Annotated in this window: 18 protein-coding genes; 5 read left to right on the forward strand and 13 right to left on the reverse strand. The window is 65.0% G+C overall.

Annotated features, from left to right (window positions below; translation table 11 throughout):
• Window positions 1-13: 13 nt before the first annotated feature.
• From AC59GX_RS02205 to AC59GX_RS02230, 6 genes are all read right to left on the reverse strand, one after another.
• Window positions 14-154 carry a hypothetical protein gene (locus tag AC59GX_RS02205; protein ID WP_426282503.1) on the reverse strand — a complete coding sequence of 47 codons (141 nt, stop codon included), beginning with the start codon at window positions 152-154 and terminating at the stop codon, window positions 14-16.
• Between the two features lie 2 nt (window positions 155-156).
• Window positions 157-279, reverse strand: a complete 123-nt coding sequence (locus tag AC59GX_RS02210; RefSeq protein WP_497300722.1) for a hypothetical protein — start codon at window positions 277-279, stop codon at window positions 157-159.
• Window positions 280-861, reverse strand: a complete 582-nt coding sequence (locus AC59GX_RS02215) for a haloacid dehalogenase-like hydrolase (protein WP_497301321.1) — start codon at window positions 859-861, stop codon at window positions 280-282.
• On the reverse strand, window positions 783-1,103 hold the full coding sequence (locus AC59GX_RS02220; RefSeq protein WP_426282502.1) for a hypothetical protein: 321 nt from the start codon (window positions 1,101-1,103) through the stop codon (window positions 783-785). The genes AC59GX_RS02215 and AC59GX_RS02220 overlap by 79 nt, the downstream gene beginning before the upstream one ends.
• On the reverse strand, window positions 1,100-2,152 hold the full coding sequence (locus AC59GX_RS02225) for a ribonucleotide-diphosphate reductase subunit beta (RefSeq protein ID WP_056484648.1): 1,053 nt from the start codon (window positions 2,150-2,152) through the stop codon (window positions 1,100-1,102). Before AC59GX_RS02225 ends, AC59GX_RS02220 begins: the two co-directional genes overlap by 4 nt.
• 62 nt (window positions 2,153-2,214) lie before the next feature.
• The gene (locus AC59GX_RS02230) at window positions 2,215-2,418 is read right to left on the reverse strand and encodes a hypothetical protein (protein ID WP_056484646.1); all 204 of its coding nucleotides are present in this window, start codon (window positions 2,416-2,418) and stop codon (window positions 2,215-2,217) included.
• 56 nt (window positions 2,419-2,474) lie between these two features.
• Here AC59GX_RS02230 and AC59GX_RS02235 point away from each other — a divergent pair, with 56 nt between their 5' ends.
• Complete coding sequence (locus tag AC59GX_RS02235) at window positions 2,475-2,735, forward strand: DUF2171 domain-containing protein (RefSeq protein WP_056055125.1); 261 nt, start codon at window positions 2,475-2,477, stop codon at window positions 2,733-2,735.
• Between the two features lie 139 nt (window positions 2,736-2,874).
• Here AC59GX_RS02235 and AC59GX_RS02240 read toward each other — a convergent pair whose 3' ends face one another.
• The 7 genes from AC59GX_RS02240 to AC59GX_RS02270 all read right to left on the reverse strand — a co-directional run bounded on the left by AC59GX_RS02240 (window position 2,875) and on the right by AC59GX_RS02270 (window position 17,590).
• Window positions 2,875-4,761: a ribonucleoside-diphosphate reductase subunit alpha gene (locus AC59GX_RS02240; RefSeq protein ID WP_425275435.1), complete on the reverse strand. Its 1,887-nt coding sequence runs from the start codon at window positions 4,759-4,761 to the stop codon at window positions 2,875-2,877.
• A 749-nt stretch (window positions 4,762-5,510) separates the two neighbouring features.
• The gene (locus AC59GX_RS02245; protein ID WP_426282501.1) at window positions 5,511-7,616 is read right to left on the reverse strand and encodes a hybrid sensor histidine kinase/response regulator; all 2,106 of its coding nucleotides are present in this window, start codon (window positions 7,614-7,616) and stop codon (window positions 5,511-5,513) included.
• 105 nt (window positions 7,617-7,721) lie between these two features.
• Window positions 7,722-8,447: a haloacid dehalogenase type II gene (locus AC59GX_RS02250; protein WP_426282500.1), complete on the reverse strand. Its 726-nt coding sequence runs from the start codon at window positions 8,445-8,447 to the stop codon at window positions 7,722-7,724.
• Window positions 8,448-8,728: 281 nt separating this feature from the next.
• Complete coding sequence (locus AC59GX_RS02255; protein ID WP_426282499.1) at window positions 8,729-11,383, reverse strand: EAL domain-containing protein; 2,655 nt, start codon at window positions 11,381-11,383, stop codon at window positions 8,729-8,731.
• Window positions 11,384-11,516: 133 nt separating this feature from the next.
• Window positions 11,517-13,112 carry an efflux transporter outer membrane subunit gene (locus AC59GX_RS02260; protein ID WP_426282498.1) on the reverse strand — a complete coding sequence of 532 codons (1,596 nt, stop codon included), beginning with the start codon at window positions 13,110-13,112 and terminating at the stop codon, window positions 11,517-11,519.
• Window positions 13,109-16,402: a multidrug efflux RND transporter permease subunit gene (locus AC59GX_RS02265; RefSeq protein ID WP_497300725.1), complete on the reverse strand. Its 3,294-nt coding sequence runs from the start codon at window positions 16,400-16,402 to the stop codon at window positions 13,109-13,111. The genes AC59GX_RS02260 and AC59GX_RS02265 overlap by 4 nt, the downstream gene beginning before the upstream one ends.
• A gap of 6 nt (window positions 16,403-16,408) precedes the next feature.
• Entirely contained in the window at window positions 16,409-17,590 is a 1,182-nt protein-coding gene (locus AC59GX_RS02270) for an efflux RND transporter periplasmic adaptor subunit (protein WP_497300726.1), read from the reverse strand.
• Window positions 17,591-18,120: 530 nt separating this feature from the next.
• Here AC59GX_RS02270 and rpiA point away from each other — a divergent pair.
• The 4 genes from rpiA to gnd all read left to right on the forward strand — a co-directional run bounded on the left by rpiA (window position 18,121) and on the right by gnd (window position 23,196).
• Window positions 18,121-18,801, forward strand: a complete 681-nt coding sequence (rpiA, locus tag AC59GX_RS02275) for a ribose-5-phosphate isomerase RpiA (RefSeq protein ID WP_426282496.1) — start codon at window positions 18,121-18,123, stop codon at window positions 18,799-18,801.
• 69 nt (window positions 18,802-18,870) lie between these two features.
• Window positions 18,871-20,961, forward strand: a complete 2,091-nt coding sequence (tkt, locus tag AC59GX_RS02280) for a transketolase (RefSeq protein ID WP_497300728.1) — start codon at window positions 18,871-18,873, stop codon at window positions 20,959-20,961.
• Window positions 20,961-22,085, forward strand: coding sequence for a transaldolase (tal, locus tag AC59GX_RS02285; protein ID WP_426282495.1), 1,125 nt, complete (start codon window positions 20,961-20,963; stop codon window positions 22,083-22,085). The genes tkt and tal overlap by 1 nt, the downstream gene beginning before the upstream one ends.
• A 127-nt stretch (window positions 22,086-22,212) precedes the next feature.
• A complete protein-coding gene (gene gnd / locus AC59GX_RS02290) occupies window positions 22,213-23,196 on the forward strand; it encodes a phosphogluconate dehydrogenase (NAD(+)-dependent, decarboxylating) (RefSeq protein ID WP_497300730.1) in 984 nt (327 codons plus the stop codon).

The raw sequence follows: 23,196 nt of genomic DNA on the forward strand, positions 1-23,196 counted from the left end.
TGCGACGCAGTTTTTACTCCGCTTTTGCGGTTAGTTCGAGGTCGAGATCCTTGAGCATTTGGATGACCGAGTCGAGCGCGATATCAAGCCGGGGCTTGGGCGGGTCGGCGCTACCGCGGGCCTTCGCTACGTCGGACAGCGCAGCGGTGATCAACGCTAGGTTGCCGTCCTTGAAGCCGCTTCGAGATAGGCGAGGACCGCGGCGTCGCTGTCGAGGTGGTCGGTGGCGTTCCATCCCGTCGTTTCGATGTTCAGCACCTGCGATCCCCGGTAAATCATCTATGGACGATACCCAGCGTTGCGCGCCATGCGGCCCAACACGCCTTTTACAGTAATATCTAGCTGTGACTTATCTCTGTAATCCGCCGGACAAACATGGTCAGCTCTATCTTCCGCGATCAGATTGTAGACCTTGTCGGAATCTGGTCCTTTGAAGCGATCTGGATCAAAGACGGCGATCGGCACACCATGTTGGTAGCGGAGCATCTTCATGGCGGGAATATCGGTGTCGCCATCACCGATGAAAATCATTCGTTCAAAGGGTATCGGGCGTTCGTTCATTGGTATCCAACGATTGACGGCTTTATCGTCCGATTGGTTTAAAACACCCTTATTTATACGGAAAAGATATTGGGTCTTCCCGGTATAATTTACGGCAGCTGCCGGCCAAAGGGGTTTGCCATCCCGATAAGCATATTTCGACGCAAAAATATGCTTGAAGTACTTCCTTATCGTCGTTCCCTCGATAATTTCCTCAAGGCCAGAGCTTATAATGTAATGCTCTAATTCAAGGCCTCTTGTTTTCCCGTACTCGCTAATCCGGGGAACCAGTCGTCTACGCCCGCAAAATACGGCAAACAGGCACCATGAGAAGCAAGGCGCTCCTTTGACATATGATCACCTTCCTTTTGTTGAAGAAGGTGCATGTATGTCAAAATCTCGTCGCCATCGATCTCTCGATTGAGCGCCTTCACTTCTTGCCAGAAGATGTCTGCGTCGGCGTATCCCATTTCCGGCAACAGATTGTGTTGCTGCATCGAGCCTGGCGACAATGTGCCGTCAAAATCGTACACGATCGCGGTTCGATGCAGCAGGCCGGTCACTCAGCAGCAACCGAATCGCTAAACATATCCCGGACCTCACTCAGGTCCACATTCGCAATCGGACCCTTCTTCGCGGTCTGGCGCTTGTCGAACGAGTCCCAGACGTCGTTCCACTGGCCCTTGGTCGCGGCCTTCGAATATTCGGTGGCGCGCTGTTCGAAGAAGTTGGCGTGCTCGACGCCGTTGAGCATCGGGGCGAGCCAGGGCAGTGGGTGCTCGTCGATCATGTAGATCGGCTTCAGGCCGAGCTGCGTCATGCGCCAGTCGGCGATGAAGCGGATGTACTTCTTGATCTCCTTGGGGGTCATGCCGTTGACCGGGCCCATCTCGAAGGCGAGGTCGATGAAATTGTCCTCGAGGCGGATCGTCGTCTGGCAGACGTCGGCGATGTCGTCCTTGACCGCCTTGGTCAGGCACTGGCGCTCCTGACAGAAGGTGTGGAACATCTTGATGATGCCCTCGCAGTGGAGGCTTTCGTCGCGGATCGACCAGGTGACGATCTGGCCCATGCCCTTCATCTTGTTGAAGCGCGGGAAGTTCATCAGCATCGCGAACGAGGCGAACAGCTGGACGCCCTCGGTGAAGCCGCCGAACATGGCGAGCGTGCGCGCGATGTCCTCGTCGTTGTCGACGGTGAACTGCTGCATGTAGTCATGCTTTTCCTTCATCTCGGCATATTCGAGGAAGGCGCCGTACTCGCTCTCGGGCATGCCGATGGTGTCGAGCAGATGGCTGTAGGCGGCGATGTGGACCGTCTCCATGTTGCTGAACGAGGTCAGCATCATCTTGATCTCTGTCGGCTTGAACACGCGGCCATACTTTTCGTGGTAGCAATCCTGCACCTCGACATCGGCCTGCGTGAAGAAGCGGAAGATCTGCGTGAGCAGGTTGCGCTCGTGATCGCTGAGCTTCTGCGCCCAATCGCGGCAATCCTCGCCCAGGGGCACTTCCTCGGGGAGCCAGTGGAGCTGCTGCTGGCGCTTCCAGAACTCGAACGCCCAAGGGTATTCGAACGGCTTGTACTGCTTGGAGGCGTGAAGGAGGGACATGGGGTAAGCCTTTCGGGGAATGGGTTTTAAATCGGGAAACTGGGGGAATCAGGAGGGCGGCGTCATGTCTCGGTGCTCCACTGCCACATCGCGGCGGCGGACATCGCGAGGACGATCGCGGCCGAGGTGAGCATGATGCCGATCATGCGGAACGCATAGGTCTGTTGCTCGGTGATGCTCGGGCTGCGCAAACGCAGCAGCATCGCGGTGCCGACGATTCCGAGCACGCCCGCGACCACGAACATGATAGCTGAACCATACGTCATGCGACCAACTCGCCCGGCGCGCGTTCAGCACCCGAACCCAACACAGGAGAACGACCATGGTCGATGCAACCAAGATCCAGGAACATGCCGAAGTCATCGGCGCGGACGGCGTCCATGTCGGTACCGTCGACAAGGTCGAAGGCAACCGCATCAAGCTGACCAAGAAGGACTCGGGCGCGCAGGTCGTCGAGGGCACGGGCAGCCATGAAGGGCATCATCACTTCATCTCGCTCGGGCTGGTCGCGGATATCGAGGACGGCAAGGTCCGGCTTTCCGCCAACGCCGACGTGGCGGTGACGTTCGAAGAAGAGGCCTGACGCGAACGCGGTGCGCATCGAGCGCGCCGCATAGCCAGTCCGAACCCCGGTCCGCTTCGCGCGGGCCGGGGTTTTTTGCGTCAGGCGCGCCCCGGTCCGCGTGTCACGGGCCGGGGTCACGCTTGAACGCCGAGAGGCATTACTGGCAGGCAAGGCACTCATCGTAATCCTTCGACTCGACGTCGATCTGGCGCAGGTCGATGGTGTTGTCCGCCTCGACACCGCCGGCGAAGCCCGCGCGCTGTACCGACTTCGAACGCAGGTAATAGAGCGACTTGATGCCGAGCTCCCACGCGCGGAAGTGGAGCATCAGCAGGTCCCACTTCTCGACGTCCGCGGGGATGAACAGGTTCAGCGACTGCGCCTGGTCGATGTACGGCGTGCGATCGGCGGCGAGTTCGAGCAGCCAGCGCTGGTCGATCTCGAAGCTCGTCTTGTAGCAGTCCTTTTCCTCGACCGAGAGGAAGTCGAGATGCTGGACCGAGCCGCCCTGTTCGAGGATCGAGTTCCAAACGGCGTCCGAGTTCTTCGACTTCTCGCTCAGCATCTTTTCGAGATACGGGTTCTTGATCGAGAAGCTGCCCGACAGCGTCTTGTGCGTGTAGATGTTCGCCGGGATCGGCTCGATGCACGCCGACGTGCCGCCGCAGATGATCGAGATCGATGCGGTCGGCGCGATCGCCATCTTGCAGCTGAACCGCTCCATCGCGCCGACATCGGCGGCATCGGGGCAGGGGCCGCGCTCGATCGCGAGCTGCATCGAGGCTTCGTTCGCCTGGCTGCTGATGTGCTTGAACATGCGCAAGTTCCACGACTTCGCCATCGCGCCCTCGAACGGGATGCCGCGTGCCTGGAGGAAGCTGTGGAAGCCCATCACGCCGAGCCCGACCGAGCGTTCGCGGCCCGCGGAGTAGGCGGCGCGTTCCATGCCGGGTTCGTGACGGTCGATGTAATCCTGCAGCACGTTGTCGAGGAAGCGCATGACGTCCTCGATCAGGCCCTTCTCGTCCTTCCACTGATCCCAGGTCTCGAGGTTCAGCGACGACAGGCAGCAGACCGCGGTACGCTCGTTGCCGAGGTGATCCTTGCCGGTCGGCAGCGTGATCTCCGAGCACAGGTTCGAGGTCGAGACCTTGAGGCCCAACTCGCGGTGATGCTTGGGCATCGCCTTGTTCACGTGATCGGCGAAGACGATGTACGGCTCACCGGTCTGGAGACGTGTCTCGACGAGCTTCTGGAACAGCGAGCGCGCGTCGACGGTGGCGCGGATCGCCTGGTCCTTCGGCGAGCGGAGGTGCCATTCCTCGCCGTTGCGGACGGCTTCCATGAAGTCGTCAGTGATCAGCACGCCGTGGTGCAGGTTCAGCGCCTTGCGGTTGAAATCGCCCGAGGGTTTGCGGATTTCGAGGAATTCCTCGATCTCGGGGTGCGAGACGTCGAGATAGACGGCGGCCGAACCGCGGCGCAGCGAACCCTGGCTGATCGCGAGCGTGAGCGAATCCATGACGCGGACGAACGGGATGATGCCGCTGGTCTTGCCGTTGAGGCCGACCGGCTCGCCGATGCCGCGGACGTTGCCCCAATAGGTGCCGATGCCGCCGCCGCGCGAGGCGAGCCAGACATTCTCGTTCCAGGTATCGACGATGCCGCCGAGGCTGTCGGGGACCGAGTTGAGATAGCACGAGATCGGCAGGCCGCGACCGGTGCCGCCGTTCGACAGAACGGGGGTGGCGGGCATGAACCAGAGCTTCGAGATCGCGTCGTACAGCCGCTGCGCATGGCCGGCGTCGTCGGCATAGGCCGACGCGACGCGGACGAACAGGTCCTGGTAGCTCTCGCCCGGAAGCAGGTAGCGATCCTTCAGCGTGTCCTTGCCGAATTCGGTCAGCAGCGCGTCGCGGCTGTGATCGACCTCGACCGGGTAGATCTGCGCGCGCACGGAATGGCTGTCCTGTGCCTGGCGCGGGGCCTTGGGAGCCTCTGCTGCGGGCGTGGCGGTGGTCTGTTCGATCGTGTCTGTGGTCATGTCGCTATCCCGGCTGCTGTCTCTGAAATCCATCGAAACCGCTCCTAGTGTTCTGTATTCGTTCGAATCGGTCGCCTGTCGCCATGCTACCATCGGACGGCCCCTAACGGGAGAACAAAAAGTGACCATCGCGGCGGTGGAAGGCGCGCTTACGGTCATATCGCATATGGCTATGCGAGGGTTGTTCTACCAGCGATTGGGTCCGCCCCCGAACGCAACCCCAAGAGATTGTGCCAAAGAGCGAAGAGACGCAAGGGGGTGCGGGGGTGGTCGAGGGCTCGGTTCGTCGCGTTCGTCGCGGGGTTGGGCGAGCGGGATATTCGCGACGCGTGGACTTCTGCGGGGTTCACGATGCGCAAGGGGGCGAAGCGGGAACGAAAAATTATTTAAGCGCGGAAGATGGCAAATGTTGCTTCGAGGGGTGTGAGAGTAGGGGCACTGGATGTGGGGTGCCCCCTTCTAGTTCCCCCGCGAAGGCGGGGGCCCAGGAGCCACGAACGTCGTCCTACTTGATTCCTGGACCCCCGCCTTCGCGGGGGAACGGAATGGGGCGTTCTTCCTCTTCCAAAACGAGAGCATCGCCCCGCCAGGACCTCACCATGCCGCGAAAACCCCACCACCCCGGCGGAGGCCGGGGCCCAGTTGGGGGACGTTGCCAACTGAGCGCGTCGCGTCGTTACTGCGACCTTTCCACTTGGGCCCCGGCTTCCGCCGAGGTGGCGGCGGTTGGTTGGCGTGTCCTGTCCGCCTTACCCCTCGATCATCGTCCGGATCTGCGTCGCCAGCGCTTCCATCGCAAACGGCTTGGTGATCATCGACATCCCCGGCTCCAGGAAGCCCGACGCCAGCGCGGCATTCTCCGCATAGCCCGTCATGAACAGTACGCGGAGCCCCGGACGCAGCGCACGACCCGCATCGGCGACCTGGCGACCGTTCAGGCCGGGCAGGCCGATGTCGGTGACGAGCAAGTCGACGCGCTCCATCGTCCGCAGCTTGTCGAGTCCCGCCGGGCCATCATGCGCCTCGACCGCCCGGTAACCGAGCTCGCCCAATACCTCGACGATCAGCGCGCGAACGACTGAGTCGTCCTCGACCACCAGCACGATCTCGCCGGCATCGGTGACATGCTCCTGGGTCAGGCCGGGCAGCGCCTCGTCCTGCCCCGCTTCGCCGTAGTGACGAGGCAAATACAGCTTGATCGTCGTGCCCTGGCCGAGCTCGCTATAGATCCGCGCATAGCCCTCCGACTGGCGCGCGAAGCCGTAGATCATCGACAGGCCGAGCCCGGTCCCCTGGCCGATCGGCTTGGTCGTGAAGAACGGCTCGAACGCCTTGGCGATGGTGGCGGCGGACATGCCGGTGCCGGTGTCGGATACGCAGATGCAGACGTAATGGCCGGGCCGGACGTCGCGCTGGCTGGCGGTGAAATGGTCATCGAGGTGCGCGTTGCAGGTCTCGATCGTCAGCTTGCCACCATGCGGCATCGCGTCGCGCGCGTTGATGACGAGGTTTAGCAGCGAGTTCTCGAGCTGGTTGGGATCGCACAATGTCGTCCACAGGCCGGCGCCAAGCACCAACTCGAGTTCGATCTGCTCACCCGTGGTGCGGCGGAGCAGGTCTTCGAGCGAGGCGACCAGCGGGTTGACCTTGACCGGGCGCGGATCGAGCGGCTGGCGGCGGGAGAACGCCAGCAGGCGGTGGGTGAGCGAGGCGGCGCGGTTGGCGGCGGTGGTCGCGCCGGTGATGAAGCGATCGAGCTCGCCGACACGCCCCTGCGCAACGCGGCGCTGGACGATCTCCAGGCTGCCGGTGATGCCTTGCAACAGATTGTTGAAATCGTGCGCGATGCCACCGGTGAGCTGGCCGACCGCCTCCATCTTCTGCGCCTGGCGGAGTGCCTCCTGCGCCTCGACCAGCTCCTGCGTACGATCGCGAACGCGCTGTTCGAGGTCGGCGTTGAGCGACTGCAGGTCGCGTTCGAGCCGCTTGCGGTCGGTGACGTCCGCGCCTTCGACGAAAATGCCCACGACCGCACCGGTCGCGTCGCGGATCGGTTGGTAGACGAAATCGACGTAGCGGTCGTTGACCGAACCGCCGGGTTCAGCCTGAACGGCATAGAGCATGCCCACCGCCGTGAACGCTTCGCCTGTCGCATACACATCGTCGAGCAGGTCCAGAAACCCCTGTTCGACCGCGTCGGGCAACGCTTCGGCAACGGTTCGGCCCAGCATCTCTCGGTGGCCGACCAGCTTGTCGTAGCCGGGGTTGGTCAGTTCGAACCGGTGCTCGGGCCCGCGCAGCATCGCCATGAAGGTCGGCGCCTGCGCGAACATCTGGCTCATCCGCTCGCGCTCGTCACGCAGCGCGCGTTCGGTCTGGACGCGCTCGGTGCTTTCGTAGGTCGAGCAGAACATGCCTGCGATCGTGCCGCTTTCATCGCGGACGGGCGAGTAGGAGAAGGTGAACCAGGCATGCTCGTCATAGCCCTTGCGGTCGGTGACGAGCGGCAGGTTTTCAAAGAACGACGCTTCGCCCGCCAGCGCCTTGTCGACCAGGGGGCTGATATCGCTCCAGACATCCGCCCACACGTCGGCGAACCGCCGGCCGAGCGCCTGCGGGTGCTTGTCGTGCATGATGCGCGCGTAATGGTCGTTGTAGAGGAAGCCGAGCTCGGGCCCCCAGGCGAGGCACATCGCGAACTCGGATGCGAGCATCAACGAGACGATCGAGCGCAGCGACTGCGGCCAGTGCTCGATCGACCCCAGCGGCGACGACGACCAGTCATGCGCGCGGATCATCGCGGCCATCTCGCCGCCACCGGTCAGGAAATCGGCCTCGGCCGTCTGTGTGGTCATCTCAAAGTCCTGCCGGGTCGCACGCCGGGCCGAATTTTACGCCGGTGCGCGTTCGATACGGGGCTGCAACGCGCGTTTCCACCGGTTCGCGGGCAGGTCGGCGGGTCATCGGCACAGTTCGTCCGCCAGGCGCGTCAGGCTGTCGACGCTATGGTCCCAATCCTGCACGGCATCCGCGTCGGGCGCGGGCCGGCCGCCATATTCGTGCGGGCGGTCGACATAGGCGGTCTGCAGGCCGGCGGCGCGCGCCGCGGCAAGGTCGCTGTGATGCGCGGCGACGAGGCAGAGTTCGCCGGAATCGATGCCGAGAAAACGCGCGGTGGCGAGGTAGGATTCGGGAAGCGGCTTGTAGACGCGGCTGACTTCCGCCCCGAGGATCGCGTCCCAGGGCAGGCCACCGCGGCGCGCCATCTCCAGCATCAGTGCGATGTTGCCGTTGCTGAGCGTGACGACCGGGTAACGCGTCTTGAGGCGGGTGAGGCCCTCGACCGAGTCGGGCCAGGGATCGAGCCGGTGCCAGGCGTGAGTCAGGTCGGTGAGCGTATCTTCGTCCACGGCAGCCGGGTCGACGCCGTGGTGACGGAGCAGGTCTTCGAGTGCCTCGCGGTGGATGGTGTCGAGAATGACGAACTGTCGCCGTCCGCTGCGGACCTCCTCGAGCGCCGGTTGATAGCGTTGGCGCCAGCCGTCGGCGAAGCGGTGCGGATCGATATCGGTGCGGCCGAGGCGCGCGAGCACGGGCGCGGCGTCGCGCGCGATGCCCGAGCGCCAGTCGACCACGGTGCCGAACACGTCGAACGCGAGGGCTTTGATCGGGGCGCGATGTACCATGAGGGTGAGACGGTGGGAGGCGGCGGTTGGTTCCCGGGAATGGGGGACTCCCGGACCTTTGCGCAGGCCGTCGTTGAGCGGGGGACTCGGGACGTTATCCACCACCCCGGCGGCTCATCCGCCACCCCGGCGGAGGCCGGGGCCCAATTGGGAAACGTGGATTGGCGAACGTCGTTCGCAGTTACGACGACCTCTCCAATTGGGCCCCGGCCTCCGCCGGGGTGGTGGCCTTTTACCGGTCTCCCGCAAAGTCGGACTGACTGCTGCTCGGTCCGCCTAACTCACCCAGTCCGGCGCAGACGCGCTGAGTGGCCCTGGTTCAGCCGTTCCAGGTTGAACGCCTCGTGGAACTCGATCCCCGCCTTGCCGGCGCGGGCCCAGCGGATGCGGGCGCCGAACATCTGGTCCTCGACCAGTTCGATCTGCATCTCGACGCCGTCGGGGTTGCCGTCGATCCGCAGCCCGTCGAGCATCGCGCCCGAGGTCGATATGTCGCGGATGCGGACGTCCCCGCGAACCCCGTCGATCGCGATCCGGGCGGAGCGCAGCATCTTGGTGCGCGGCGCGCGACTCACCTTGAAGCCGCTCGCGGCGGCGGTGCCGTTCTCGACGCCCAATTGCCGCAAAGCCTCGTCCGCGCGGACCGGGCGACCATAGACATAGCCCTGGATATGGCTGCACCCGAGGTCGCGGATCAGGTCGATCTCGTCCTGCACCTCGACCCCTTCGGCGGTCGTTTCCATGCCCAGCGTGTCGGCGAGCGTGACGATCGCCTTGATGATCGCCGCGTTGCGGTTGCCCGGCTCGGCGGCACCGCGCACGAACGACTGGTCGATCTTGATCTTGTCGAACGGGGCGTTGCGTAAGTAGCCGAGCGACGAATAACCGGTGCCGAAATCGTCCAGCGCAAGTCGCACGCCGATCCCCTTCAGCGCCTTGAACATCTGTTCCGACGAGCGCGTCTCGTCGAGGAACACGCCTTCGGTGATCTCCAGTTCGAGGCGGCCCGCGGCGATGCCCGACTGCGCGAGCGCGCTGGTGACGAGCGAAGGCAAAGCAGGGTTGGCGAACTGGATCGGCGAGACGTTGACCGCGACGCGCACCGAACCGGGCCAGCGCGCTGCCTCCAGGCACGCGGTCCGCAGCACCCATTCGCCGATCGCCTCGATCAGTCCGCATTCCTCCGCGACCGGAATGAAGTCGGCGGGCGAGACGAGTCCCCGCGTCGGGTGGTCCCAACGGATCAGTGCTTCGTAGCCGACGATCTGCGCCGACTTCGTGCTGACGATCGGCTGGTAGCAGAGGTGGAACGCGCCATCCGAGATCGCCGCGCGCAAATCGTCCTCGAGCAGTTTCCGGGTGCGCGCGCCGGTCAGCATGTCGTCCGAATAGAAGCGGTGGACACCGCGGCCGTCGGCCTTGGCGGCGTACAGCGCGAGATCGGCGTTGCGGACGAGCGTCTCGGCATCGTCGCCGTCGTCGGGTGCGATCGCGATGCCGATCGAGCAGCCGATCGTGACCGACGTCCCGCTGATGAAATAGGGTTCGGACAGCGATGCGATCACTTCACGCGACAACGCGGCGAGCGTGTCGCGGTCGGCGATGCCGGGCAGCACGACCTGGAACTCGTCGCCACCCAGCCGCCCGACCAGCCCCGCATCCGCGATCCCGCGCTGGAGCCGTTGCGCGACCTGTTTCAACAGTGTGTCGCCCGCCTGGTGGCCCAGCGTATCGTTGACCGCCTTGAACCGATCGAGATCCATCAGGAACAGCGACGTCGCGCGGTACGGACCGGTCTTCTGCGCGAGCGTCTTGTCGAGCGACGAGCGCATCCGCTGGCGGTTGGCGAGCCCGGTGAGCCCGTCGAACAGCGCCAGCCGCGTGATCTCAGCCTCGGACTTGCGTTGTTCGGTCAGGTCGCGGCCGGAGCCGATGAACCCCTGGAAGCGCCCGAGATCGTCGACCACCGGCCTCCCCGAGATCGACCACCAGCGTTCGCAATCGGGCGAGGTCGCGGCGCACACCGAATAGTCCGAAAACGACGTGCGCGAGGCGATGTGGAAGGCGAGCGTCCGTTCGGTGCCGGGCGCATCGTTGTCCATGCGGAACAGGTCGGTGAGCGGTTGCCCGACCGCGTCGTCGGCGAGGCCGAGTTCGTCGGTCACCTTGGCGGACAGATAAGTCAGGCGGCCCTGCCGGTCGGCCTCCCAGAACCAGCCGGTGCCCTGGTCCTCGAATTCGGCGACCATCCGGATCGCGAGGCGGCCTTCGTTCGCGTTCTCGGCGCGGTGCAGCTCCTGCGCGACGTCGATCCGCGCGAGGCGGTGCGCGACGATCCCCAAGCTGCCGAGGAACACGATCGCGACTGCCAGCGGCGCGCCGATCCCCGCGCAGACCGCGAGCATCACGACGATCCCAGTGCCGAGCCCGAGCGTCGCGGCGCGTACCGCATGGACGCTGACCGCGGTCACCGCGATCATCCCCAGCACCGCGACGCAGCAGGCGAGTTGCAGCGACCCCGACGGCGCGCGCGCAACGGCCCACAACAGTGACAGGGACAGCGCGGCGACTCCCGCGACGCCGACGGTAAGCGCGCGGTTGCGCTTATAGGCAGGCCATTCGCGCAATCCCGGTAGCCGCAACATGCCGAACACGCCTGCGGACAGCGCCGCCAGGATCGCGGCATGGATGCCGATCGACGGGACGATAGTGCCAAGACCGGCGGCAGGCGATGCGATCAGCGCAAGCGCGACGAGGAGGGCACAGCCGACCATCTGCGTGGCAATCGCGATCGGCCAGGTTTCCGCGACCTGCGCGAGTTTGCGATCGAGGAGTTCGGCAACCTGTTCGCGCGCATCCTCGCCAAGCCCAAACACGGCGGGGGCTGGCGATCGATCGCGCGCGCGGCGATCCGCGACGGGGAGGGGGGCGTACATCCAACCGTTCTGACTGGAATATCTTGCTGAGACGGTAAGATTGGCGGGACGCGAAAAAAACTTCGTCCGCTCAGTGCGTTATAAAGGCGGAGAGGACGGAGTTGCGTCTGGCTCGTCCGTTCCCTCCGACGTTTCAGTCCGTTTCCGGCCGCGGTGCGCCGCTCATCGTTACCGGTTGGGGACCGCCGGCGGTGGCTTCGAGCGTCGAGTCACCGCCTAGCACGCGGTACAGCGTCACGCGGTTGCTCGCGCCGACGAGCTGCGTCGCGACGAGGTTGCGCTGCGCGGTGTAGAGCGAGCGTTGCGCGTCGAGCGAGTTGAGGAAGGTGTCGATCCCGCCGCGATAGCGCGCATCGGACAGGCGGTAGGTGTCGAGGGCTGCCTCGGAGAAGTTTTGGTTCGCCTTCAGCTGGTCGGCGATGGTCCCCTGGCGCGCGAGTGCGTCAGCGGTTTCCTGGAACGCGGTCTGGATCGTCTTTTCGTAGGTCGCGAGCGCGGCATCGCGTTGCGCCTTCGAATAGGCGACGCCGGCGATCCCGGCACCGGCGCGGAAGATCGGGTAGCTGACCGAGGGCGCGACCGAATAGTTGAACGCGCCGCCGCTGAACAGCGAGGTCAGCGACGTGCTGGCGAACCCGAGGATACCGGTCAGCGAGATCTTCGGGAACAGTTCCGCGCGTGCTGCGCCGATCTCGGCGTTGGTGGCGCGGAGCTGGTATTCCGATTCGACGACGTCTGGACGGCGCAAGAGGATGCTGCTGTCGAGCCCTGCGGGCAGCGCGGCGACGGTCGGTAGCGCCTGTTCGATCGAGGCTGGCAACAGGCTGGCATCGACCGGCGCGCCGACGAGCAGTTGCAGCGCGTTGACGTCCTGCGCGAGCGCGGTGCGCTGTTGCGCGAGGTCGGACTGCGCGGTGAACAGGATTTGCTGTGCCTGGCGGAGATCGGTGCGTGGGGCGACGCCGCCGCGCAATCGCGCGTTGGTCAGCGTGACGCTGCGCTGCGAACTCGTGACGGTGTCCTGCGCGATCTTGAGCAGGCTCTGGTCCGACGCGTAGGTGAGCCACGCATCGGCGATGTCGCCGACCAGCGTCAGGCGGGTGGCGCGCGCGGCGGCTTCGGTCGCGAAATAGCGATCGAGCGCGGCGCTGGTGAGCGAACGGATGCGGCCGAACAGGTCGAGCTCGAATGCGGTCGTACCGAGATCGACCGAGAAGGCGCTGTTCGAGCTGGAAGAACTGACGACCGATCCGGTGCCGGCGCCGGTACCTGTTCCGCCCGAACCGACGCCGCCCGTACCGGTACCCGTTCCCGTATTTCCGGTGCCCGTTCCAGTGCCGGTGTTACCGCCCGTTCCGCCGCTCGTAACGGTGTTCCGCGTACCCCTGCCGCCGCCCGAATAACTGTAGCGGCCGCTGGCATCGACCTGCGGCAGCAGGTCGGCGCGCTGGATGCGGTATTGGGCGCGGGTCGACGCGATGTTGGCGGCGGCGACGCGCAGATCGCGGTTGTTGGCGAGCGCCTGGACGATGATCTGCTGGAGCCGCGGGTCCTTGAAGACATCGCGGTAGGTGATCGCGGGCAGCGCTGCCTCCGACTGGCGCAGATACGCGTCGCCGACCGGGAGCGACGGCGGGACGGGAAGTTCGGTGCGCGCGTATTTCGGGGCGAGCGAGCAGCCGGCGATTGCAGTCGATGCGGCGAGGATCAGGACTAGCGAGCGCATCATGCGGGCTCCGGCCGGTGAGGGCCCTGTGGTTCGGGTGGTCCGAGCGGTTCGTTGTGATCGCCATCAGATCCGTGGCCATCATGGTCGTGGCCATCATGGCCCTGGAAGCCGGTCGGCTTGCCCCGCAGCTTGGCGATGCCATCACGCGCGCCGCGGCGGACGAGGACGAAGAACAGCGGGATGTAGAAGATCGCGAGGATCGTCGCGGTCAGCATGCCGCCGACCACTGCCGTGCCGATCGCGATGCGGCTGTTCGCACCAGCACCGGTCGACAGCGCGAGCGGCAACACGCCGAGGATGAACGCGAACGACGTCATCAGGATCGGGCGCAACCGGATCTTCGCCGCGGACAGCGCCGCCTCGATGACGCGCTTGCCCTTCTTCTCCTCCTGCTCGGCGAACTCGATCATCAGGATCGCGTTCTTCGCCGCCAGCCCCATCGTCGTCAGCAGGCCGATCTGGAGATACACGTCGTTGATCAGCCCCCGCAGCGTCACCGCGAGGATCGCGCCGACGAGGCCCAATGGGATCACCAGCAGCACCGCGATCGGGATCGACCAGCTTTCGTACAGCGCGGCGAGGCACAGGAACACGACCAGCAGCGACAGGCCGTAGAGGATCGGTGCCTGACCCGAGGACAGGCGTTCCTGATACGACAGGCCCGACCATGCGACCGACGTGCCGGGGATCTGGCCGGCAAGCTGCGCGATCTTCTCCATCGCGTCGCCCGAGCTGACGCCGGGCGCGCCCGAGCCCTGGATCTCGTACGAGGCGATGCCGTTGAACCGCGACAGCGTCGTCGGTGCCTGACCCCAGCTGGTCTTCGCGAACGACGAGAACGGCGCCATCTGGCCGTTCGATCCGCGCACGAACCACTGGCTGAGGTCCGATGGCTGCGCACGGAACTGCGCGTCGCCCTGGACATAGACGCGCTTGACGCGGCCGCGGTCGATGAAGTCGTTGACGTATTGCCCACCCCACGCGATCGACAGCGTCGAGTTCACGTTCGCCTGAGTGAGACCGAGCGTCGACAATTTCTGCTGGTCGGCATCGACGCGCAACGTGGCGACGTCGGGCAGTTCGGTCAGGCGGATCGCGGTCAGCGACGAGTCGGCGCGGGCGAGCGCGAGCAGCTTGTCGCGTGCGGCGTTGAACTCGACCTGGCTGAGCCCGCCTGCGTTCTGCAACTCCATCGTGAAGCCGTTCGACGAACCAAGACCGCGCACGGCCGGTGGTACCAGCGAATAGACCTGCGCGTCGCGGAACCCGGCGAACGCCTTCGACGCGCGACCAGTGATCGCCTCCGCGGTGTTTTCCTTGCCCTTGCGATCATCCCACGGTGCGAACGCGATGAAGCCCTGGCCCGTGTTCTGGCCGCTTGCGCCGCCGCCGCCGCCACCGCTGACGGTGAACATCGTGCGGACGTTGGCCTTCTCGTTGGTGTAGTAATATTGCTCGATCTGCTTTTGCAACGCGAAGGTGCGGCCTTGCGTGGCGCCGGCGGGCAGCTGGAACTGGACGATGCCCGAGCCCTGATCCTCGGTCGGCAGGAAGCCCGTCGGCAGGCGCAGGAACAGCACCGCGAGCACCGCGACGATCACCGCGTAGATCAGCAGGAACAGCCACTTGCGGTCGATCACCGACTGCACCGCACTGGTGTATTTCTGCGTGCCCTTCTCGAACCCGCTGTTGAACTTGTCGCCAGCGCCCGTGAAAAAGTGCGCTACTTTCGGGAATTTACGTTCGCCCCAGCTCTTCTCGGTGTTGCCGTCGGCGTCCTTCTTTTTCTGCTTGAGCAGCGTCGCGGTGAGGGCGGGGGAGAGGATCAGCGCGACGAGCACCGACAGGACCATCGCCGACACCATCGTCAGCGAGAACTGGCGATAGATCACGCCGGTCGATCCGCCGAAGAACGCCATCGGCAGGAACACCGCAGACAGCACGAGCGCGATCGCAACCAGTGCGACGGTGATCTCGTTCATCGATTCGATCGTCGCCTCCCGAGGCGTCATCTCGGGATTTTCCTCCATCAGGCGCTCGACGTTCTCGACCACGACGATCGCGTCGTCGACCAGCAGGCCGATCGCGAGCACCAGTCCGAACAGCGTCAACGTGTTGATCGAGAAGCCGGCCAGATAGAACACGCCGAACGTACCGAGCAGCACGACCGGGACCGCGATCGTCGGGATCAGCGTCGCGCGCCAGCTTTGCAGGAACACGAACATCACGATGACGACGAGGATGACGGCTTCGATCAGCGTCTTCACGACCTCGTCGATCGACAGCTTGATGAAGTCTGTGGTGTCGTTGGCGTAGGCGAATTTCAGACCGGGCGGGAAGCTCTTGGCAGACTTGGCGACGAACGCCTTGACCAGCTCGGCGGTCTTGAGCGCGTCGGCGCCCGGCGCGAGCAGCACCGCGATACCGGCGCCGGGATGCGCGTTGACGCGGCTGCGCGCGTTGTAGTTCTCCGCGCCCAGCTCGATCCGGGCGACGTCGCGCAGCTTGACCACGGCGCTGTCGTTGGTCGTCTTCAGGATGATGTTGGCGAACTGCTCGGGCGTCTGGAGGCGCGACTGTGCGGTGACGGTCGCGTTGAGCATCTGCGTGTCGGGCTGGGGCTGGCCGCCGAGTTCGCCGGCCGCGACTTCGGTGTTCTGCGCCTGGATCGCGGTCGTCACGTCGCTCGGGATCAGCTGGTAGCTGGCGAGCTTGTTCGGGTTCAGCCAGATCCGCATCGCGTATTGCGCGCCGAACACGTTGCTGTCGCCGATGCCCGGAATACGGCCGAGCGGGTCTTGCAGGTTGGAGACGAGATAGTCCGAGACGTCCTGGTTGGTGAGCTTGTCGGTCTCGTCATAGACGCCGACGATCAGGAGGTTGTCCGGATTCGACTTGCGGACGACGAGGCCCTGCTGCTGGACCTGTTGCGGCAGGCGGGACAGCGTCTGCTGGACCTGGTTCTGGACCTGGACCTGCGCGATATCGGGATCGGTGCCCTTCTCGAACGTCACCGTGATGTTCACCGAGCCGCGCGACGACGAGGACGAGCTGAAATAGATCAGCCCGTCGATACCCGTCAGCGACTGCTCGACGACCTGCGTGACGCTGTTCTGGATCGTCTGCGCGTTGGCACCCGGGAAGGACGCGCGGACGGTCACTTGCGGCGGCGCGACGTCGGGGTACTGCGCGATCGGCAGGCTCATGATCGCGCCGATGCCGCCGAGCATCACGATGATCGCGAGCACCCAGGCGAAGATCGGGCGATCGATGAAGACACGGGACAACATAAGGGCTTAGCCGGCCTTTTTCTGGCTGGAGTCGCCACCGGAGGAGTCATCCTTGGGCGCTTCGATCTTCTGCGCGGTGTTTTCCAGCACCGGCTTCACGCCCTGGTTCGGTGCGATCTTCGACAGGCCTTGCGTGATGATTTTATCGCCTGGGTTGAGCCCGCTGGTGACGACCCAGAACGCGCCCTGCGTACGGTCCGCCTTGATCTTCTTCTGTACCGCCTTGTTGTTCGCATCGACGACATAGACCGTGGCATTGCCCTTCGCATCGCGCGACACGCCCGCCTGCGGCACGAGGAACGCGCGCTGGTTGATCGCCTGCGCGAACTTGGCCTGGACGAACATGCCGGGCAGCAGCAGCCCCTGCGGATTGGGGAAGCGCGCGCGCAGCGTCACGGTGCCGGTCTCGGTGTTGACCAGCGCTTCGGCGAACTCGACGGTGCCGGTCGCGCCATATTCACTGCCATCCTCGAGCGTCAGGCGGACTTCGGCGCGAGTCGCGACGATGCCGTTCTGGCCGAGCGAGCGGCGCAGCGCGAGCAGATCGCCGGAGGATTGCTGGATGTCGACGAACATCGGATCGAGCCGCTGAATCTGCGCGAGCGGGTCGGTCTGCGTCGCGGAGACGAGCGCACCGACGGTGAACAGCGAGCGGCCGATGCGCCCGGTGATCGGTGCGGGGACGGTCGTGAACTTGAGGTTGATCTGCGCGGTCTCGAGCGCGGCGCGGGTCTGCGCGACCGAGGCGGTGGCCTGGCGCGAGGTGGCGACCGCGTTGGTGTAATCCTGCTTGCTGATCGCCTCCATCTCGGCGAGCGGCTTGTAGCGCTGTGCGAGGATGGTCTGCGCCTGCTGGTTGGCGCGCGCACTCTGGAGGTTGGCCTGCGCCTCGTTGGCGGCGGCGCGGTAGAGACGCGGGTCGATCTCGTAGAGCGGCTGGCCTTTCTTGACGAGCGTGCCCTCGGTGAAGAAGCGGCGGCGGATGATGCCGGTGACCTGGGGGCGGACGTCCGAGCTTTCGAACGCGGTGGTGCGGCCGCTGAGCTCGGTGGTCATCGCGACGCTGGTCGGCTGGACGACGACATAGCCGACGGTCGGCGTGCCCTGGCCCGGTTGGCCACCACGGCCTGCCTTGCCTTGCGCCTTGTCGCCGCCGCCCGAACAGGCGGCGAGCGCCAGGGCGGGCACTAGCAGTAGGGCGCACCGCCGCGTGGAAAATCGTGTGGCTATCAAGTTTGGTATCCGCTCGCGATCGGTGGTGGCAGCTGTTGGTCGGCCTAAACCACGAGGATGTACCAGAAGTATGTCAGTTGAAAAGCGGAGGCGAGAAATAGGGAAGAAAGAGTAACCTGTTTGATTGTCTGGGGGTGAAACGCCCCCGGCAGACCAAGAAGATTGTTTCCCCGCGAAGGCGGGGATCCAGACTGGGCTCCCGCCTTCGCGGGAGAACAAGGAGGGGGCGCACTCCCGCAATCCCGTGCACCACCCAGGATGAACACCGCACCACCCCGGCGGAGGCCGGGGCCCAGTTGGGGGACGGTGCTAACGGAGGGCGGTCCGTCGTTACGGCGACCTTTCCAACTGGGCCCCGGCCTCCGCCGGGGTGGTGCTTTGTGCGCGGGTCCCCCAAACTAAATCCTCTTGTCCAAACTAAATCCTCTGGGATGTGTTCAAGCGTGGATGCCGGAACAAGCCCGGCATGACGGAAGGGTGGGCCGATGGCTTCGATCGATGACGACAAGAAGGCGGCTGCCGTTGCGGCTGTGGCCGAGGTGCGGGACGGGATGCTAGTCGGGCTCGGGACCGGCTCGACCGCGGCGTTCGCAATCCAGGCGCTCGGCGAACTAGTCGCCGAGCGCCTGCAGATCCGCGCGGTCGTCACCTCCGAAGCCTCCGGCAAACTCGCCCGCGAACTCGGCATCGAGATCCTCGATTTCGCCACTATCGCGCATGTCGACCTAACCATAGACGGCGCGGACGAGATCGACTCGCGCTGCTTCGCCATCAAGGGCGCAGGCGGCGCGATGTTGCGGGAAAAGATCGTCGCCGCAGCCTCGGCACGGATGGTCGTGATCGCCGACGGCTCCAAACGCGTCGACCGGATCGGCGCCGCCAAGCTGCCGGTCGAAGTGCTCCCCTTCGCCATCGCCTATGTAATGCGTGTGCTGACAGACATGGCCGCCGCCCCGATCATCCGCGACAACTACCGGACGGACCAAGGCAATCTCGTCATCGACTGCCACTTCGCGACCCTCGAAGACCCCCGCGCAACCGCCGCCACGCTAGCCGCGATCCCCGGCATTCTCGGCCACGGCCTGTTCCTCGACGAGGTCGACGCCGCATATATTGCAACGAACGGCGTCGTTACGCGACTGGAACGGATGGGTGCATCCGACTAAAGGCATCCTATGTTGGCAACCAGATCGGATGCGCGGCGTTCGGTCACCGTCTAGAGCGAGGCTTCTTCCATGACCGATACCGCAACCGCCCCCACCAAGGCGGACCCTATGCTGCACGAGGACGGCTCCCCCGAGCGTCTGGCGATCGATACCATCCGCACGCTGTCGATGGACGCGGTGCAGAAGGCCAATTCGGGCCATCCCGGCACCCCCATGGCGCTCGCGCCGGTCGGCTACACGCTCTGGTCGAAGTTTCTACGCTATGATCCCAAGCACGCCGACTGGCCGAATCGCGATCGCTTCGTGCTGTCGGTCGGCCATGCGTCGATGCTGCTCTACTCGCTGATTCACCTCGCCAAGATCGAAGAGATCGATGCGGACGGTAACAAGACCGGTAAGGAGGCCGTCAGCCTCGCGGATATCGAGCAGTTCCGCCAGCTGTCGTCGAAGACGCCGGGTCACCCCGAATATCGCCACACCACCGGTGTCGAGACTACGACGGGTCCGCTCGGCCAGGGTTGCGGCAATTCGGTCGGCATGGCGATTGCCGAGCGTTGGCTCGCGGCGCGCTACAACAAGGACGGCTTCACGCTGTTCGACCATGACGTCTACACGATCTGTGGCGACGGCGACATGATGGAGGGCGTCTCGGCCGAGGCGGCGAGCCTCGCCGGTCACCTCAAGCTCAGCAATCTGTGCTGGATCTACGACAGCAACCACATCTCGATCGAGGGCGCGACCGATCTCGCGTTCGACGAGGATGTCGGCCTGCGCTTCGATGCCTATGGCTGGAACGTCATCCATATCGACGACGCGAACGACACCGCCGCGCTGAGCCGCGCCATCGAGACGTTCAAGGCGACCAACGACAAGCCGACCTTCATCGTCGTGCATTCGGTGATCGGCTACGGCAGCCCCAAGGCAGGCAGCGAGAAGGCCCACGGCGAGCCGCTCGGCGAGGAGAATATCCGCCTTACCAAGCAGGCGTATGGCTGGCCCGAGGACAAGTCGTTCTACGTGCCGGACGGCGTGATCGAACATTTCAACGGTGCGATCGCGGAGCGTGGCGCCAAGCTGCGCGACGAGTGGGTCGCGCTGACCGACAAGTATCGTGGCGCCTATCCCGAGCTGTCCGCCGAGCTCGACCTGCTGCTCAAGGATGAGCTGCCCGAGGGCTGGGATGCCGACATCCCGACCTTCGAGGCGGATGCCAAGGGCGTCGCCAGCCGTGATTCGGGTGGCAAGGTGCTCAACGCGATCGCCGCCAAGGTGCCGTGGCTGATCGGCGGTTCGGCCGATCTCGCGCCGTCGACCAAGACCGACATCAAGGGTCAGCCCTCGTTCGAGGCGGAGAATTACGCCGGTCGGAACTACCACTTCGGCATCCGCGAACACGGCATGGGCGCGATCGTCAACGGCATGGCGCTATCGCATCTGCGCTCCTACGGCTCCACCTTCCTGGTGTTCGCCGACTACATGCGCGCGCCGGTGCGCTTGTCGGCGATCATGGAAGTCGGCGCGATCTGGGTGTTCACGCACGATTCGATCGGTGTCGGCGAGGACGGCCCGACGCACCAGCCGATCGAGCATCTCGCGACGCTGCGTGCGATCCCCGGCCTCGACACGATCCGTCCGAGCGACGCGAACGAGGTCGTCGCGGCCTGGAAGGCGGTCCTCAAGGACGCGAGCACGCCGGCCGCGCTGATCATGTCGCGCCAGGCTCTGCCGACGCTCGACCGGACCAAGTATGCAAGCGCAGACGGGCTCGAGAAGGGCGGCTATGTCCTCGCCGACAGCGACGGCACGCCCGACGTGATCCTGATCGCGACCGGCAGCGAAGTGTCGCTGGTCGTCGAGGCGCACGAGAAGCTGACCGCGGACGGCGTGAAGAGCCGAGTCGTGTCGATGCCGAGCTGGTATCGCTACGAACTGCAGGACGCCGCGTACAAGGAAAGCGTGTTGCCGCGCGAAGTGCGGGCGCGCGTTGCGGTCGAGATGGCCGGGTCGATCGGTTGGGACCGCTATGTCGGGCTCGACGGCGCGACCGTGACGATGTCGACCTTCGGTGCTTCGGCACCGCTCGCCAAGCTGCAGGACAAGTTCGGGTTCACCGTCGACAATGTCGTCAAGGTCGCCCGCCAAGTGATGGAGACCAAGTGATGGGTGCGCTCAACGATCTCGAAGGCTTCGGCCAGGCGGTATGGCTCGATTTCGTCGACCGGAAGTTCCTGGAGGCCGGTGGTCTCCAGAAGCTGGTCGACGAGGACGGCCTGACCGGCGTCACGTCGAACCCGTCGATCTTCGAAAAGGCGATGGGGCATGGCGACGCCTATGACTCGACGCTCGCCGAATACGATAAGCAGCATGCCGGCGCGGCGACGATCGACCGTTACGAGCATCTCGCGATTCAGGACATCAAGGCGGCGGCGGAGACGTTGAAGCCGGTCTACGACAAGCTCGCCGCGAAGGATGGCTATGTCAGCCTCGAGGTGTCGCCGTATATTTCGGACGATACCGACGCGACGATCGCGGAGGCGAAGAAGCTGTGGGGGATGGTCGACCGGCCGAACCTGATGATCAAGATCCCGGGGACGCTTGCGGGCGGTCCGGCGATCTCGTCGACGATCGCGAGCGGGATCAACGTCAACGTCACGCTGCTGTTCGCGCTCGACGCGTACATTCGCGTTGCCGAGGCGTATGCGGCGGGGCTCGAGGAGCGCGTCAAGCAAGGCCAGCCGATCGACAAGATCGCCAGCGTCGCGAGCTTCTTCGTCAGCCGGATTGATTCGTCGATCGACAAGGAGATCGATGCGCGCCTGGAGAAGGGCGATGCCGAGGCTGAGGCGCTGAAGGCGGTGCGCGGCAAGGTCGCGATCGCCAACGCCAAGATGGCGTATCAATGGTATCTCGACTTCCTGAAGTCGGACCGCTGGCAGGCGCTCGCCGCCAAGGGTGCGCAACCGCAGCGCCTTCTGTGGGCGTCGACCGGAGTTAAGGATCCGAGCTATCCCGACACGCTCTACATCGACACGCTGATCGGCAAGGATACCGTCAACACGATGCCGCCCAAGACGATGGACGCGTTTCGCGATCATGGCACCGCGGCGGAGACGATCACGGCGGACGTCGAGGGCGCGAAGCATACGCTAGCGGAGGCCGAACGACTGGGTCTCGACCTCAACGGCGTGACCGGCAAGCTGGTCGAAGAGGGCGTCGCGTCGTTCGTGAAGGCGTTCGACGACCTGCTCGGCTCGATCGCCAAGAAGCAGCCCGCGACGGCGTAAACTTCTGCTCCCTCTCCCCGTTGGGGAGAGGGCCGGGGTGAGGGGCGCCGCGAGCGCTGCCCTCCCCAACTGCCCGTCACCCCAACCCTCTCCCCGGCGGGGAGAGGGGGTAAGCAAGGAATTCCCCATGAAGATCGGACTGATCGGCCTCGGCCGGATGGGCGGCAACATTGCGCGCCGGTTGATGAAGAACGGCCACGAAGTCGTCGCGTTCGACCGCGATGCCGAAGCCGTGAAGAAGCTTGCCGCCGATGGCGCGATCGGGGCGGATTCGCTCGACGACATGCACGCCAAGCTCGACACGCCGGCGATCTGGTGGGTCATGGTCCCCGCAGGCGAGCCGACCGAGAGCACCGTCCAGGCGATCGCCGCGAAGTCGAATCCGGGCGACATCATCATCGACGGCGGCAACAGCTTCTACAAGGACGACGTCCGCCGCGCGAAGGAACTGGCCGAGAAGGGCATCCACTATGTCGACGTCGGCACGTCGGGCGGCGTGTGGGGCCTCGAGCGCGGCTATTGCATGATGATCGGGGGCGACAAGGAAACGGTCGACCTGCTCGATCCTATCTTCGAGACGCTGGCGCCGGGCATGGGAACGATCGTCCGCACGCCGGGCCGCGTCGAAGGCCAGGCCGATCCGCGCGCGGAGAAGGGCTATATCCACGCGGGCCCCTCGGGCGCCGGGCACTTCGTCAAGATGGTCCATAACGGCATCGAATACGGCCTGATGCAGGCCTATGCCGAGGGCTTCGACATCCTCAAGGGCAAGTCCGGCGAGCATGTCGTCGAGGAGGAGCGCTTCGACATCAACCTGACCGACGTCGCCGAAGTCTGGCGTCGCGGCAGCGTGATCTCGTCGTGGCTGCTCGACCTGTCGGCGATCGCGCTGGCGAAGGACGGTACGCTCGAAGGCTTCAGCGGCAGCGTCGCGGACTCGGGCGAGGGCCAGTGGACGATCGACGCGGCGATGGAGGAGAAGGTGCCCGCCAACGTGCTGAGCGCGGCGCTGTATGCGCGCTATCGCAGCCGCGTGGACCATACGTTCGGCGACAAGCTGTTGTCAGCGATGCGCTATGGCTTTGGCGGTCATGTCGAGATGCCCCAGTGA

The sequence above is a fragment of the Sphingomonas sp. 320_CC genome (assembly GCF_059691795.1).

Coding starts and splice junctions, on each gene's coding strand:
- AC59GX_RS02210 (WP_497300722.1), bottom strand. CDS start 279: ATGATTTACCGGGGATCGCAGGTGCTGAACATCGAAACGACGGGATGG.
- AC59GX_RS02225 (WP_056484648.1), bottom strand. CDS start 2,152: ATGTCCCTCCTTCACGCCTCCAAGCAGTACAAGCCGTTCGAATACCCT.
- AC59GX_RS02230 (WP_056484646.1), bottom strand. CDS start 2,418: ATGACGTATGGTTCAGCTATCATGTTCGTGGTCGCGGGCGTGCTCGGA.
- AC59GX_RS02235 (WP_056055125.1), top strand. CDS start 2,475: ATGGTCGATGCAACCAAGATCCAGGAACATGCCGAAGTCATCGGCGCG.
- AC59GX_RS02240 (WP_425275435.1), bottom strand. CDS start 4,761: ATGACCACAGACACGATCGAACAGACCACCGCCACGCCCGCAGCAGAG.
- AC59GX_RS02245 (WP_426282501.1), bottom strand. CDS start 7,616: ATGACCACACAGACGGCCGAGGCCGATTTCCTGACCGGTGGCGGCGAG.
- AC59GX_RS02250 (WP_426282500.1), bottom strand. CDS start 8,447: ATGGTACATCGCGCCCCGATCAAAGCCCTCGCGTTCGACGTGTTCGGC.
- AC59GX_RS02255 (WP_426282499.1), bottom strand. CDS start 11,383: ATGTACGCCCCCCTCCCCGTCGCGGATCGCCGCGCGCGCGATCGATCG.
- AC59GX_RS02260 (WP_426282498.1), bottom strand. CDS start 13,112: ATGATGCGCTCGCTAGTCCTGATCCTCGCCGCATCGACTGCAATCGCC.
- AC59GX_RS02265 (WP_497300725.1), bottom strand. CDS start 16,402: ATGTTGTCCCGTGTCTTCATCGATCGCCCGATCTTCGCCTGGGTGCTC.
- rpiA (WP_426282496.1), top strand. CDS start 18,121: ATGGCTTCGATCGATGACGACAAGAAGGCGGCTGCCGTTGCGGCTGTG.
- tkt (WP_497300728.1), top strand. CDS start 18,871: ATGACCGATACCGCAACCGCCCCCACCAAGGCGGACCCTATGCTGCAC.
- tal (WP_426282495.1), top strand. CDS start 20,961: ATGGGTGCGCTCAACGATCTCGAAGGCTTCGGCCAGGCGGTATGGCTC.
- gnd (WP_497300730.1), top strand. CDS start 22,213: ATGAAGATCGGACTGATCGGCCTCGGCCGGATGGGCGGCAACATTGCG.